13 protein-coding genes are annotated in these 14,039 nt (G+C 75.2%); 5 read left to right on the forward strand and 8 right to left on the reverse strand.

The window, feature by feature from the left end:
- Positions 1 to 81: 81 nt before the first annotated feature.
- The gene (locus ACGFZP_RS20670) at positions 82 to 1,089 is read left to right on the forward strand and encodes an AraC family transcriptional regulator (protein WP_392934875.1); all 1,008 of its coding nucleotides are present in this window, start codon (positions 82 to 84) and stop codon (positions 1,087 to 1,089) included.
- A 125-nt stretch (positions 1,090 to 1,214) separates the two neighbouring features.
- Here the strand turns inward: ACGFZP_RS20670 and ACGFZP_RS20675 are convergent, their stop codons facing one another.
- The 6 genes from ACGFZP_RS20675 to ACGFZP_RS20700 all read right to left on the reverse strand — a co-directional run bounded on the left by ACGFZP_RS20675 (position 1,215) and on the right by ACGFZP_RS20700 (position 7,690).
- On the reverse strand, positions 1,215 to 1,931 hold the full coding sequence (locus ACGFZP_RS20675; protein WP_392934877.1) for a 4'-phosphopantetheinyl transferase: 717 nt from the start codon (positions 1,929 to 1,931) through the stop codon (positions 1,215 to 1,217).
- A gap of 77 nt (positions 1,932 to 2,008) precedes the next feature.
- The gene (locus tag ACGFZP_RS20680) at positions 2,009 to 2,941 is read right to left on the reverse strand and encodes an alpha/beta fold hydrolase (protein ID WP_392934880.1); all 933 of its coding nucleotides are present in this window, start codon (positions 2,939 to 2,941) and stop codon (positions 2,009 to 2,011) included.
- Positions 2,938 to 3,420 carry an SRPBCC family protein gene (locus ACGFZP_RS20685; RefSeq protein ID WP_392934883.1) on the reverse strand — a complete coding sequence of 161 codons (483 nt, stop codon included), beginning with the start codon at positions 3,418 to 3,420 and terminating at the stop codon, positions 2,938 to 2,940. Before ACGFZP_RS20685 ends, ACGFZP_RS20680 begins: the two co-directional genes overlap by 4 nt.
- 145 nt (positions 3,421 to 3,565) lie before the next feature.
- The gene (locus ACGFZP_RS20690) at positions 3,566 to 5,056 is read right to left on the reverse strand and encodes an FAD-binding protein (protein ID WP_392934885.1); all 1,491 of its coding nucleotides are present in this window, start codon (positions 5,054 to 5,056) and stop codon (positions 3,566 to 3,568) included.
- A gap of 181 nt (positions 5,057 to 5,237) precedes the next feature.
- Positions 5,238 to 6,788, reverse strand: coding sequence for a flavin-containing monooxygenase (locus tag ACGFZP_RS20695; protein ID WP_392934888.1), 1,551 nt, complete (start codon positions 6,786 to 6,788; stop codon positions 5,238 to 5,240).
- Positions 6,789 to 6,802: 14 nt separating this feature from the next.
- Positions 6,803 to 7,690, reverse strand: coding sequence for a class I SAM-dependent methyltransferase (locus ACGFZP_RS20700; RefSeq protein WP_392934891.1), 888 nt, complete (start codon positions 7,688 to 7,690; stop codon positions 6,803 to 6,805).
- Between the two features lie 236 nt (positions 7,691 to 7,926).
- Here ACGFZP_RS20700 and ACGFZP_RS20705 point away from each other — a divergent pair, with 236 nt between their 5' ends.
- The 3 genes from ACGFZP_RS20705 to ACGFZP_RS20715 are packed head-to-tail and all read left to right on the forward strand — an operon-like array spanning position 7,927 to position 9,932.
- Positions 7,927 to 8,187, forward strand: coding sequence for a hypothetical protein (locus ACGFZP_RS20705; RefSeq protein ID WP_387944172.1), 261 nt, complete (start codon positions 7,927 to 7,929; stop codon positions 8,185 to 8,187).
- 12 nt (positions 8,188 to 8,199) lie between these two features.
- Positions 8,200 to 9,183, forward strand: a complete 984-nt coding sequence (locus tag ACGFZP_RS20710) for a 3-oxoacyl-ACP synthase III family protein (protein WP_392934894.1) — start codon at positions 8,200 to 8,202, stop codon at positions 9,181 to 9,183.
- The gene (locus ACGFZP_RS20715) at positions 9,180 to 9,932 is read left to right on the forward strand and encodes an SDR family oxidoreductase (RefSeq protein WP_392934896.1); all 753 of its coding nucleotides are present in this window, start codon (positions 9,180 to 9,182) and stop codon (positions 9,930 to 9,932) included. Before ACGFZP_RS20710 ends, ACGFZP_RS20715 begins: the two co-directional genes overlap by 4 nt.
- Positions 9,933 to 10,024: 92 nt before the next feature.
- On the opposite strand, the gene ACGFZP_RS20720 is transcribed toward ACGFZP_RS20715, so the two are convergent.
- Together ACGFZP_RS20720 and ACGFZP_RS20725 are read right to left on the reverse strand one after the other, a co-directional pair.
- A complete protein-coding gene (locus ACGFZP_RS20720) occupies positions 10,025 to 11,359 on the reverse strand; it encodes an MFS transporter (protein WP_392934899.1) in 1,335 nt (444 codons plus the stop codon).
- Complete coding sequence (locus ACGFZP_RS20725; protein WP_392934902.1) at positions 11,356 to 12,591, reverse strand: aminotransferase class V-fold PLP-dependent enzyme; 1,236 nt, start codon at positions 12,589 to 12,591, stop codon at positions 11,356 to 11,358. Before ACGFZP_RS20725 ends, ACGFZP_RS20720 begins: the two co-directional genes overlap by 4 nt.
- On the opposite strand from ACGFZP_RS20725, the gene ACGFZP_RS20730 reads away from it, so the two are divergent.
- Positions 12,590 to 14,020, forward strand: coding sequence for a PLP-dependent aminotransferase family protein (locus ACGFZP_RS20730; RefSeq protein WP_392934905.1), 1,431 nt, complete (start codon positions 12,590 to 12,592; stop codon positions 14,018 to 14,020). The genes ACGFZP_RS20725 and ACGFZP_RS20730 overlap by 2 nt on opposite strands.
- Positions 14,021 to 14,039: the final 19 nt, after the last annotated feature.

Here is a 14,039-nt window from a genome sequence, read left to right on the forward strand (position 1 = left end):
CGGCCGGGACCCACCCCGACCACTCAAGACCCTCTCAAATGACGCGACGTCAATCCATGTTCCGGCGTCTACACTTCGGCCATGGACACTCTCACGGGCCTGCTGGACGGCCCCAAGGCGCGCGGAGCGTTCCTGCTCCGCTCGATCCTCAGCCCCCCGTGGTCCCTGCGGATCGAGGACCGCGCCCCCCTCTCCGTCGTCACCATGATCCGCGGCGACGCCTGGATCCTGCCCGAACGCGGCACCCCGCTGCTCCTGCGCCCCGGCGACGTGGCCATCGTGCGCGGCCCCGAGCCCTACACCGTCTCCGACGACCCCGACACCCCCGTCCAGGTCCTCATCGGCCCCGGCCAGAGCTGCTCGCGCGACGGCACCGACGTCGCCGAGTCGATGGCGCTGGGCGTGCGCACCTGGGGCGAGAGCCGCCCCGACGACACCACCTCCTGCGTCATGCTCTCCGGCACCTACCAGGCCGAACACGAGATCGGCCAGCGCCTGCTGGCCTGCCTGCCCGCCCTGCTGGTGCGCCCCGCCGGCACCGGCGCCGACGACACCCTCGTCAAACTCCTCTCCGCCGAGATCGGCCGCAGCGAACCCGGCCAGGAACTCGTCCTGGACCGCATCCTGGACCTCCTGGTCGTCAGCGTCCTGCGCAGCTGGCTCGCCGCCCCCCACTCCGGCGCCCCCGCCTGGTACCGGGCCCAGCACGACCCCGTCGTCGGACCCGCCCTGCGCCTGATCCACGACGACCCCGCCCGCCCGTGGACGGTCGCCGACCTCGCCCAGAAGGTCGGCGTCTCCCGCGCGGGCCTGGCCCGGCGCTTCACCGCCCTGGTCGGCGAGCCCCCGATGGCCTACCTCGCGGGCTGGCGCCTGGCGGTGGCCGCGGACCTGCTGCGCGAACCCGAGTGCACCGTCGCCTTCGCCGCCCGCAAGGTCGGCTACAGCAACGCCTTCGCGCTCAGCGCCGCGTTCAAACGGGTACGCGGCATCAGCCCCCAGGAGCACCGCCGCCTGGCCGCCGCCGGCGCCCCCGCCCGGCCCACCCCCTTCAGCGGCCCCGCCGAGACCGTCGTCCTCGCCGGCTGACACCCCGAAACCCCGCACCCCGAAGCACCGGAAGCACCGCAGCCCCGGGCCCCGGGGGCCGTGTGCGGCCGGGGGCCCGGGGCTCCCGGGCAGGGCACAGCAAGGGGCAGCGGGCGGCGGCGTCCTCAGCAGGCCCGCGCGACGGGCACGCCCGCACCGGGCGCGCCGGGCACCCCGAGGGCGCCCGCGCCGCCCGCCGCGGCGGGCACGGCGACCGCGGCCAGCAGCAGGCCCTGCCCGGCCGTCCAGCGCCCGCGGTAGCGCCAGGGCACCCCCGCGGGCACCGCGCCCGCCCGCAGCACGGCGCTGAACGTGCCCGCCGCGTCCAGGCGCACCTCGGCATCGCGCAGGCCCAGCCAGCGCCGCCCCAGCGGGTACCAGGCCTTGTACACGGCCTCCTTGGCGCAGAACAGCAGCCGGTCCCACGGCACCGCGCCCTGCGGCAGCGACGCCAGGTGGCGCTGCTCGCCGGGGCCGGCGGCCAGCGACAGCACGCCGGCGGGCAGGGCGTGGGCGGGCTCGGCGTCGATGCCCAGCGACAGGAACGCGCCGGTGCGCACCGCGGCCGCCGCCCGGTAGCCCTCGCAGTGGGTGATGCTGCCGGTGGTCCCGGCGGGCCACCCGGGCGCGCCGCCGGGGCCGGGCAGCAGGGCCGCGCCGGGCTGGCCGAGCTGGGCCAGCGCCCGGCGCGCGCAGGTGCGGGCGGTGGCGAACTGGCGGCGCCGGCGCTCGCCGCGCCCGGCCATCAGGGCCTGCTCGGCGGCGAACAGCGGCGCCGGCGCGAGGTCGTCGAACGCCTCGGCCACCGCCACCGACGCGGGCAGCACCCGCGCCAGCAGCACCCCGCGCCCACCCCCGCCACCGGCACCGACGCGGGCACCGACGCGGGCAGTACCGGCGGCGGGCGCGGCGGCGCCCATCAGCGCCCGGCCAGCCCGGCGACCACCGCGGCCAGGCGGTGCGGGGCCTCCAGCGGCAGCATGTGCCCGGTGGCGGGCAGCGACTCGAAGCGCCCGTGCGCCAGCGCCCGGGCCAGGGCCCGGCCGTCCTTCGGATCGACGACCCTGTCCGCCTCGCCGGCGATCACCACGGCCGGCACCGTCACCGCCGCCAGCGCCGCCCGCAGGTCCATCCCGCGGGTGGAGGCGAAGCACGCCGCCCGCACCCCGCGGTCGGTGGCCGCGAACAGCCGCCGGTTGGCCTCCTGCACCCCGCGCGGGGCGCCGGCGCCCAGGGTCTGCGCCAGCAGCCGCCGCCCCAGCCACGGAACCCCAAGGGCCCGGCTGAACAGCGCACTGCCCATCATCCGCACCTCGCCGGCGGGGGTGTCCTGCCCGTGGGCGGCACTCGCGGCCAGCACCAGGGCGTGCAGCCGCCCGCCCGCGGCCCGCGGGTCCTCGGCGAACCAGCGCGCCGCCAGCGACAGCGCGGCGAACCCGCCGCCCGAGTGCCCGGCCACCACCGCCGCCTCGCCGGCCGGCACCAGGTGCTCGATGACCGCCTCCAGGTCCCGGCCCAGGCGCTCCACCGCGACCGGCTCGCCGCCCGCCGTGGAGGAGCCGTGCCCGCGCTGGTCGAAGGACACCACCCGGTGCCCGCCGGCCGCCAGCACCCGCGCCGTCCCCTCCCACACGGTGCGCCCCGCGGCCCAGCCGTGCGCCAGGACCACCGTGCGCTCGCGCGCACCGCCCGCCGGGGCGTGCACGGTCGCCACCAGCCGCGCCCCGTCGTCGGTGCGCACCGTGGCGTCCGCCACCACCACCGCACCGGCCGCACCGGCCGCACCGGCCGCACCGGCGGCGGGGGCGGTCAGCACGGCCGCACCCGCGCCCGCACCCGGGCCCGGGCTCACCGCGCACCCCCCGCACCCGCGAGCAGCGCGTCCAGGTGCGCGAAGGCGTTGCGGGTGGCCCGCGAGTGCTCCGCACCGATGTCGGCGACCTTCGCCAGCAGGCGCAGCCACCCCTGCGGGGCGGCCTGGAAGGCCATCGACAGCCGGGTGCGGGCCCCGCCGTCCACCGCGGTCAGCCGGAACTCGCTGCTGCCGCGGAACGCCCCCGCCACGTAGTCCGCCGCCAGGCGCCGCCCCGGCTCCACCGCCGTCGTGCGCGCGGTGAACCGCAGCTTCGGGCCGCCCTTGTCGACGCCCTTGGTGTGCACCGTCACCACGGTGCTCCCGCCCTCGCGCTCCGGGCCCACCGCCCCCGGCTCGAACGTGTTGTGCGGCACCCACCAGTGCGCCGCGCCGCCCAGTTCGGCGACCAGCGCCTCCCAGACCCGCTCCACCGGCGCGTCGATGATCGCCTCGTCGACGATGTCGTAGCTGTTCACGGGAACCTCCAGGCGGGCACGGGGCCCGGGGCAGGGCGCGCACCGCGGGGCACACGCCGGCGAAACGATGAAGAGAACGAACAGAAGAGGGGAAGCAGGGACGAACCGGGCCCGGGGCGCGGGCCCCGCCCCCCGGGCCCGCCGCTCAGCCGAAGAACCCCTGGCCGGGCGTCAGGATCCTCGCCGGGTCCCACGTGCGCTTGGCCGCCACCAGGGCGTCCCACCGGGTGCCGAAGTGCCGCTGCCAGTCGCCGCGCGTCATCCGCGGCACCGCACCCACCAGGTACCGCTTCGCGCCCAGCGCCACCGCCCGGTCGTACAGCCGGCGGTTGCGCTCCAGCATCGCCGCCGCGTCCGAGCCCGGCGCCGGGAACGCCAGCAGGTCGAACAGCCAGCCCACCGGCTCCTCGGGGATCACCGCGAACGGCCGGGTGAACTTCGCCGACGCGTACGGGTAGAACAGCAGGAACCCCGCCCCGATGTCACCGGGCGTCAGCTCCCGCACCACCTCGCGCATGAACGCACCCGCCGTGGAGGCCGGCAGGAACAGGCTCAGCCACGGCTTCGGCTCGTGCCAGTACCCGCCCTCCTTCAACGCGTCCGCGAAGGCGTCCACCCGGAACGTGTACTCCCGGTAGGACTGGTCCACCACCGTGGTGTCCGCCGCCACCGGCGACAGCCCCCGCAGCAGCGCCGCGCGGTCCGGCACCGCCGACCCGCTGTAGTACGCCACCGCCTCGATCTTGTACCGCCACGCGCTGTCGGAGGCGTTGCGCACCACCTCCCCGACCTGCGAGCCGAACCGCCCGTCCGCCAGCAGCCGCTCCTGGTCGGCCAGGTACACCGACAGGTCGTCGTAGAACAGGTTGAACACCACCGCGCGCTGCGGCGCCGGCACGAGCTTCACCGTCGCCCGCACGATGATGCCCACCTGCCCGCCGCCCGCCAGCGCCGCCTGGAACAGGTCCCGGTTGCGCGTCGCGCAGGCCGTCACCAGCTGCCCGGTCCCGGTCACGATGTCGATCGACTCCACCGTGTCCGCCTGCAGCCCGTACTTCTGCACCGTCCCGCCGATCCCGCCGATGCTGATCGTCCCGCCTACCGACAGGTGCAGGTAGTCCGTCAGGCACGGCGGGGTCCTGCCCTGCGCCAGCGCCGCCTCCGTCAGCTGCGCCCACGTCACCCCCGGCTCCACCACCGCGCTGCCCGCGCCGACGGACAGGATCCGGTTCAGCGAGCGGGCGTCGATGGAGATCCCGCCGGGCGCGGTGGCCTGCCCGTAGCTGGAGTGCGACTCCAGGTCCTCGCCGGTGCCGCTGCGCCCGTTCATGGCGACCTTGAGGCCGTTGCAGCGGGCGTAGTTGACGATTTTGACGATGTCCTGGACGGATCCGGGCCTCAGGACGGCGCGGGGGGCCGCGCTGACCATGTGGCCGAAGTCGCCGGCGTAGCCGGCGAGGGTGGCGGGGGCCGTGACCAGGGTCCCGTCCAGGGCGGGTACGGCGGAGACGGTGGCGGCGTTCAGGGGGGTGGTGTCGGCGGTGGTGGCCCAGGAACGGGTGGCGGTGTTCCAGCCCACCACGGCCGCGGCCATGCCGGTGATCAGGCCGCGCCGCGACAGTGCTGCCTTGCTCATCTCAGATTCTCCCGATCGTCGTGTCAGCGGGTGTGCGCTGTCGGTCGCCCGGACGGCGGTGGTGCCGGGGCGTGGCGCCGCGGTGCCTCGGGCCGCGGAGCCCCGGTGCGGGCGGTGCCCGGTGGAGCGGGTGGTGCGGTGGTGCCCGACTGGTGCGTGGTGCGTGGCGCGGGTGGTGGGGTCAGGCGGCGGTGCGGGCGGCGGTGAGGCGGTCGGCGCCGGTGAGGGTGGCGACCTGGTAGGACTCCAGGTCGAAGCGGCGCGTCTGGCGGCGGAAGCGCCAGGTGTAGGTGGGCCAGATGGAGCTGTTGCGCCCGCCGGCGTCGATGTACCAGCTCTTGCAGTCGCCGGCGTTCCACACGGTGCCGTCGAGTTTGGCGGCGAGGGCGGTGTTGTAGTCCTGCTGGGCCTGGGGGCGGACCTCGACGCTGGCCAGCCGGCGCTTGTCCATGGCCTTCAGGGCGTCCATGACGTAGGCGATCTGGGCCTCGATCATGACGACCTGGGAGGAGTGCCCGAGGGTGGTGTTGGGGCCGAGCAGCATGAACAGGTTGGGGAAGCCGGCGACGGTGGTGCCGCGGTGGGCGGACATGCCGTCCTTCCAGGCCTCGCGCAGCGAGGCGCCGCCGCGTCCGAAGACGCGCCTGGCCACGGGGCGGTCGGTGGCGTGGAAGCCGGTGCCCAGGATGATGGTGTCGACCTCGCGGACGGTGCCGTCGGCGGTGGTGAGCGAGGTGGGGCCGATCGCGGTGATGGCGTCGGAGACGATGTCGACGTTGGGCTGCTGGATCGCCGGGTACCAGGTGTTGGAGAACAGCAGGCGCTTGCAGCCGAGGACGAAGTCCGGGGTCAGGCGGGCGCGCAGCGCGGTGTCGGCGACGGACTTGCGCAGGTGGTCGCTGGCCATCTTCTGCATCTTGGCGGCGAGCTTGGGGCGGGACAGGACGAAGGCGAGGACCTCGCGCCCGTGCCTGTTGAAGTTGCGCCGAAGGCTCTGGTAGCCGGGCAGGTGGCGCAGCATCCAGCGCTGGCGGGCGCTGGTGGGCTTGTCGTTCTTGGGGCCCACCCAGGGCGGGGTGCGCTGGTAGAGGTCCAGGCGCCCGACCCGGGGCTGGATCTTGGGGACGAACTGGATGGCGGAGGCGCCGGTGCCGATGACGGCGACGTTGCGTCCGGTGAGGTCGTGCCCGTGGTCCCAGCGCGCGGAGTGGAAGACGGTGCCCTGGAAGGTCTCCAGGCCCGGCAGGTCGGGTACGGACGGCTCGGAGAGGTAGCCGGTGCCGGTGACCAGGACCTGGGCGGTGTAGCGGCCCTGGGAGGTCTCGATGTGCCAGCGGCGCAGGTCCTCGTCCCAGCGGGCGGCGAGCAGTTCGTGGCCCAGGCGCAGGTAGGGGCGCACGCCGAAGCGCTCGGCGGTGTCCTTGAGGTAGGCCAGCAGCTCGCCCTGGCCGCCGAAGGTGCTGTTCCACTCGGGGTTGCGGGCGAAGGAGAAGGAGTACAGGTGCGACATGACGTCGCAGGCGCAGCCGGGGTAGGTGTTGTCGCGCCAGGTGCCGCCGACCTCGTCGGCGCGCTCGAACACCAGGAAGTCGTCGATGCCCTGCTGGAGCAGGCGCACGGCGGTGCCAAGGCCGGAGAAGCCGGAGCCGATGACGGCGACGCGCAGGTCGCGCACCGGGCGCCCGCCCTCCTCGGGGCGGGCGGTGGCGGGGGGTTCGGTGGTGGTGGTCATGGTGCGCGCTCCCCTCAGGCCCGCCGGGTCAGGGTGACGCGGAAGTTGTTGAAGACGTGGTCCTCGAGGGTGTAGGCGAAGATGTCGAGGTAGCGCTCGAAGCGGGCGACGGTCTCCTCGCTCTCCAGGGCGACGGCCTCCTCGCGGCGGGCGGCGAGCAGCTCCAGCCAGGCGCGGCAGGCGCGGGCGAAGGACTCCGGCTCGTTGCGGATCTCGGTGACCTCGAAGAGGCCGTCGAGGCCGGCGGCGAGCTCGGGCAGGCGCGGGATGTGGCAGCCCTCGAACTCCTCGCGCTGCAGGAACTTCAGGTCGTCCAGGAGCTGGCGGCGCAGCGGCGGGTTCTCCACCGTCATGGTGTGCAGGACGAACCGGGCGCCGGGCCTGAGCAGGGAGTGGACCTGCTTGAAGAAGACGCGGTAGCGCTGGGTGCGCTCCTTGGGGGTGAGGCTGGACAGGACGAAGTGCTCCAGGGCGTTGATGCAGAACGCGGCGTCGTAGGGCTCGCCGTCGGCCTTGTGGTCCTCCCAGCTCTCGACCTTCGCCTCGATGGCGGGGTTGTTGATGGCGGCGACGAAGTCGGCCTGGGTGCGCGAGAGGGTGACGCCGACGGCCTGCTGGACGCCGTGGACGGTGGTGAGGCGGTTGAGCATGGTGCCCCAGCCGCAGCCGATGTCCAGGACCTTGGCGGCCCCGGCGGCGCCGGCGAGGTCGACGAAGGCGTCGAGCTTGCGCTCCTGGGCCTCGTCGAGGGTGGCGACGAGGTCCTCGCCGTCCTCCCAGTAGCCGCCGGAGTACATCATGGTGGGGCCCAGGATGAGCCGGTAGAGGTCGTTGCCGACCTCGTAGTGGTGGCGGATCGCCTCGACGTCCGGGTTGATGGACTTGGCCTCGACGGTGGTCATGCGGGGCTCCTTGTGATGGGTGGCGGGGTGCGCGCAGGGGCTGGGGGCAGGGGCGGGATTCGGGTTTGAGGAAAGCGCGCGCCTCGCAAGGCGGGCGCAAGGCGCCCGCGGCCGCCGGGCTTGCTCAGCGGTTGCGCCGCGACCGGTTCCATGCGTGGCAAGGCCCGGGACGACGAGATGGCCCGGCGGCATCGACGCAGGCATGGTTGCCGGCGCTGACGGAAGGAATCACGCTCATGTCCGACATCCCCACCATCGAGGACCTGGCCGGCCAGCTGCAGGCGGTCTCGGGCGCACAGGAGATCGACGCGGACGCCGCGCTGCAGCACATCGCGGACGTCGACTCCCTGGACCTGATGGAGTGGCTCTACGGCTTCCAGAACCAGTACCCGCACATCCCCGCGGACGAGTCGCTGTTCGCGGACATCGACGACACCACCACCCTGCGGGTCGTCCACGAGCGGATCCTGGCGCTCGTGCCGCAGCAGAGCGCCTAGGAGGGCGCCCGGATGAGCGGCTTCGACATCACCGGGTGGGGGATCTCCGTGCCCGAGCGCGTGGTCACCAGCGCGCAGCTCGCCAAGCGCTTCGGCGTGGACGAGCACTGGATCGTCTCCCGGTGCGGCATCCGTGAGCGCCGGGCGGTCGGGCCCGGCCAGAGCACCGCCTCGATGGCCGTCGAGGCCGGGCGCCGGGCCCTGGAGCGGGCGGGGCTGACGGGGGCGGACATCGCGCACCTGATCGTGGCCACCGCCACCCCCGAGCAGCCCTCGCCGGCGACGTCGGCGTTCGTCCACGAGGCCCTGGGCATCGCGGGCAGCGCACACGACGTCAACTCCGAGTGCGCCGGGTTCGTGTACGGGCTGGTGACGGCGGCGGGTCTGATGCACCTGGACCCGCGCCCGATCCTGCTGATCGGCTCCGACACGCACACGCTGACCGCCAACCCCGCCGACCGGGACCTGTCGATCCTGGTCGGCGACGGGGCGGGCGCGATCGTCCTGCAGCCGGGCCCGGAGAACCGGATGCTGGCGTGGAACCTGGGCGCCGACGGCACCTGCAAGGACAGCCTCAAGGTGCCCGCCGGCGGCAGCCGGATGCCCACCACCGAGGACACCGTCCGGCGCGGCCTGCACTACGCGCAGATCAACGGCAACGAGATCTACCTCAACGCGGTGCGCTACACGGTGCGCACGGTGCGCGAGACGCTGGAGTCGGCGAAGCTGGCCCCGGCGGACGTGGACCACATCGTGCCGCACCAGGCGAACATCCGGATCATCAACTCGGTGCTGAACCACACCGGCATCCCCGCCGACCGGCTGGTCACCAACCTGGAGAAGTACGGCAACACCGCCTCGGGGTCGATTCCCATCGCCCTGTCGGAGGCGCTGGACGCCGGGCGCATCCAGGCCGGCCAGCACGTGCTGCTCGCCGGGTTCGGGGCGGGGATGACGTGGGGCTCGGTCCTGCTGAAGTGGGGAGGGGCGCGATGAGCACCAGGGCCCAGGGCGTACGCCCCGAACACCCGGTGGCCCTGGTCACCGGCGCCTCCGGCGGCCTGGGCCAGGCGCTGGCGGTGGAACTGGACGCGCTGGGCTGCCGGGTGGCGGTGCACTACAACAGCTCCCGCGCCCAGGCCGAGGCCGTCGCGGACAAGCTCGTCAACGACTGCGTCGTCGTCACCGGCGACGTCGGCGACTGGGCGCAGACCAGCGCCCTGTACGAGCAGGTCGCCGAGCGGCTGGGCCCGGTGGACGTGCTGGTCAACAACGGGGCGATCCGCAAGGACTCCCTGATGGCGATGCAGAACCCCGAGCAGTGGCGCAGCGTGATCGACACCAACCTGGTCGGCGCGTTCCACACCGCCCGGGCGTGCGTGCCGGCGATGCTGCGCTCGCGCTGGGGGCGGATCGTCAACATCGTCTCCCCCTCCGGGCTGATCGCCACCGCCGGGCAGACCGCCTACTCCGCCTCCAAGGCGGGGCTGATCGGCCTGACCCGCACCCTGGCCGCGGAGTGCGGGCGGCGCGGGGTGACCGTCAACGCCCTCTCACCGGGCTTCATGATCACCCCGATGACGGACACCCTGCCCGCCCACGTCATCGACGCGATGCGCGACAAGGCCCCGGTGCCGCGCTTCGTCACCCCCGAGGAGGTGGCCCGCGCGATCGGCCTCTTCCTCGACCAGGACTGCATGACCGGCCAGGTCCTGAGCATCGACAGCGGGGTGTCGATCACCTGAGCGGGCGCCGCCCCCCGCCCGGGTCCGGCCGGGCCGGTGCACTCCGGAGTGCACCGGCCCGCCCGCACGCCCGGCCCCGCCCTCACGGGTCATCACACCTGGGCCGGGGCCGCCGGGTCGGCCTCGGGCAGGGCGGCCTCGGGCAGCGCCTTCAGGCGGCTGACGGGGGAGGCGATCAGGGCGGGCACGACGGCGGCCGAGGCCACGGCGGCCACCACCAGCGCGTGGGCGGCGCCGATGCGCCCGGCGAGCAGTCCCGCGCACAGCCCGCCCAGGGCGCCGCCGCCGAACAGCAGGGTGCGGAACGCCGCCGTCATCCGCCCCATCATCGCCTGCGGGGTCAGGCTCTGGCGCAGGCTCACGATGACGACCCCGGCCACCCCCAGGCCCAGGTAGGTGGTGAAGAAGGACACCACGTACAGCGCGAGCACCACCGGGCGGGGCCCGGCGGCCGCGGCGATCAGGACCGGGCCCAGCAGCAGGGCCGACTGGGCGGTGGCGTAGACCCGCCCCAGCGCGAAGCGCGCGATGATCCGGCGCGAGAGCAGCGCGCCCGCCAGCCCGCCCAGCGAGGCGGTGGCCAAAACCGCGCCCAGCGCCGCCGCGGACAGGTGCAGGTCGTTGGCGGCGTGCAGCAGGAACATCGTCCACACGGTGACCATGGAGAAGTTGCAGCAGAACCCGACCAGCGCCAGCGCCCGCAGCACGCGCTCGCCCATCACCCAGCCCAGCCCCTCGCGCAGCTCGCGCCCCAGGTGGCGCCGGGCGACCGGTGCGGGCGCCGGCTCGGGGGCGCGGATCAGCAGCAGCGTCAGCAGCGACAGCGCGTAGGAGCAGGCGTCCGCCACCAGGGCCACCGGCGCGCCGAGCGCGGAGACCAGCAGGCCCGCCAGCCCCGGCCCGGCCACGTCGGCGCCCGAGGAGCTCGCGCTCATCTTGGCGCCGGCCTCCACGTAGTGCGCCCGGCTGCGCACCAGGACCGGCACGTAGGACATCCAGCTGACGTCGTAGGCCACCGAGGCGGTGCCGACGGCGCAGGCGATCACCAGCAGCAGGCCCAGGTCCAGGGCGTGCAGCCAGTACAGCACCGGGACGAGGGAGACCAGCAGCAGCCGGGCGAGGTTGGCGCCGATCATCAGCGGGCGCCGGCGCATCCGGTCGCTCCAGACGCCGATCGGCAGGGCCAGCAGCAGGTAGGGGGCGAGCTGCAGGAAGCGCAGCAGCCCGACCTGTTCGTCGTCGGCGCCGAACGCGCGGATCGCGGTCAGCGGCAGGGCCAGGGCGGTGACCTGGGAGCCGAGCAGGGAGAGCGTCTCGCCGAGCCAGAAGACCAGGAAGTCGCGGTTGTGCCACAGGCCCGGCTCCGGCGCCGGCGCCCGGTCCGCGGCGCCGCCGGTTCGGCCCGCGGCGGCGGGGGAGCGGGTCACCGGGCGGCGCCCGCGAGTTCGGCGACGGCGCCGGCGACGGTGTCGACCTCGTCCTCGGTGTTGTAGTAGTGCGGCGACAGCCTCAGGCACCACTGGACGTCCTTGTCGGCGAAGTCGAACTGCGCGAACTCCCGGAAGCTGAGCGCGGAGTTGATGCCGCGCGCGTCCAGCGCGGCCTTGAACGGCCGCGGCTGCGCCCGCTCGACGGCGAGGGTGACCAGCGCGGCGGGCGCCGGGCCGCCGTCCAGCAGCCGCACCCCGGGCACCTCGGCCAGCCGGGTGCGCAGGCGCGCCGCCAGCGCCGGGGTGCGCCGGGCCACCGGCTCCACGCCCAGGCGCAGCGCGTAGCGCACGGCCTCCGCGCAGCCCAGCACGGTGGCGTAGGGGAACTCCCACTCCTCGAAGCGGGCCGCGCCCTCCAGCGGGCGGTAGGTGTCGGGCCCGGTCCAGCGCGCGCCGTGCATGTCGATGAACAGCGGCTCGTAGCCCGCCGCGAGGACGCGGTCGGAGGCGTACAGGAAGCCCGAGCCGCGCGGCCCGCGCAGGAACTTGCGGCAGGTGGCGGTGAGCAGGTCGCAGCCGATCTCCTCGACGTCGACGGGCAGCTGGCCCACCGACTGGCAGGCGTCGACCAGGTACAGCAGGTCCAGCGCGCGGCAGTGGCGGCCGATCTCGGCCACCGGCTGGACGAGGCCGGAGTTGGTGGGCACGTGGGTGGCGGCGACCAGGCGCGGGCGGTAGCGGCGCATCAGCGCGGCCATCGCCGCCACGTCGACGCCGGACCCGTCGGGCAGGTCGGGGGCGTGCACGATGCGCACCCCGTGGCGCCGGCGCAGCGCGAGGAAGGCGATCTGGTTGGAGACGAAGTCGTTGCGGGTGGTCAGGACGGTGTCGCCGGGCCGGAAGTCGATCGCCGACAGGGCCTTGGCGTAGGCGTGGGTGGCGCTGGCGGCGAAGGCGATGTTGGCGGGGCGGGTGCCCAGCAGCTCGGCCACCGAGGCGTGGAAATCGGCGATGTTCGCGGCGCGCGCGGCGGCGGCCTCGTAGCCGCCGACGGCGGCCTCCAGCTCCAGGTGGTCCAGGACCGCCCGCAGCACCGGACGGGCCATCAGGCCGCAGCCCGCGTTGTTGAAGTGGACCACCGAGGCGCAGCCGGGGGTGTCGGCGCGCAGGGCCCCGACATCGAGGAGCGGTTCCTGCACCGACGCGAAAGCGCTATCATGTATCTTCATGTCCGACAGTAGCAGTACTGAAAGCCTGGTGGCGATCCTGCGCGCGGAGGTCGCCGCACTCGCCCCCGGCGACCGGCTGCCCAGCAGCCGCGACATGATCGCCCGGCACGGCGTCGGCCCGGTCACCGTCTCCCGCGCGATCGCCCAACTCGCCGCCGAGGGACTGGTGGTGACCCGCCCCGGCAGCGGCACCTACGCCGCCCCGCGCCGCCCGGACCGCGGCCGCGGCGCACCGGACACCTCCTGGCAGGCCCTGGCCCTGTCCGCCTCCCCCCACGACCCCGGCCGCGGCCAGGGCGGGCCCTGGCCGCAGGAGGACACCCCCCCGGCCCCGCCGCCCGCCGGAGCGCTGGCCCTGTGCGGCGGCTACCTCCACGAGAACCTCCAGCCCACCCGGGCACTGGGCGCGGCACTGGCCCGCGCCGCCCGCCGCCCCGACGCCTGGCACCGCGCCCCCGCCGCCGGCCTCGCCCCGCTGCGCGCCCTGTTCGCCCGCCTGAGCGCCACCGGCGCCGGCCCCGAGGACGTCCTGATCACCGGCGGCGGCCAGGGCGCGCTGTCGATGCTCTTCCGCGCCGTCGCCGCACCCGGCGCCCCGGTCCTGGTGGAATCGCCCACCTACCCCGGCGCCCTGGCCGCCGCCCGCGCCGCCGGCCTGCGCCCGGTACCCGTCCCCGTCGACGCCGAGGGCCTGCGCCCCGACCTGCTCGCCGAGGCCTTCGCCATGACCGGCGCCCGGCTGCTCTACTGCCAGCCCACCGTCCACAACCCCACCGGCGCCGCCCTCGCCCCCGGGCGCCGGCGCCAGGTCGTCGACGTGGCCCGCGCCGCGGGGGCGTTCCTCATCGAGGACGACTTCGCCCGCCACCTCGGCCACGGCCGCCCGCTGGCGCCCCCGCTGGCCGCCGAGGACCGCGACGGCACCGTCATCCACCTGACCTCGCTGACCAAACCCGCCTCGCCCAGCCTGCGCATCGGCGCCCTGATCGCCCGCGGCCCGGTCATGCACCGCCTGCAGGCGATGCGCCGCGTCGACGACTTCTTCATCGCCCGCCCCCTGCAGGAGGCCGCCGTCGAACTCCTCAGCACCCCCGCCTGGGAACGCCACCTGCGCGCACTCGCCACCGCACTGCGCGAGCGCTGCACCGCCCTGAGCGGGGCACTGGCCCGCGAACTGCCCGACCTCGCCCCCGCCCACCCCCCGGCCGGCGGCCTGCACCTGTGGCTGCGCCTGGCGCCCGCCCTCACCGACACCGCCCTCGCCGAGGCCGCCCGCGCCCACGGGGTGTGCGTGGATGCCGGCACCGGCTACTTCCCCGCCGAGGCCCCCGCCGCCCACCTGCGCCTGGCCTTCGCCGCCACCGCCGAGCCCGGCGACCTCGCCGAGGCCGCCCGCCGCCTGGCCCTCGCCGTCCGCTCCCTGACCTGACCGCCGCCCGCCCGGTCCC

It is taken from the genome of Kitasatospora sp. NPDC048239, from assembly GCF_043202015.1.
Classification (GTDB): Bacteria; Actinomycetota; Actinomycetes; order Streptomycetales; family Streptomycetaceae; genus Kitasatospora.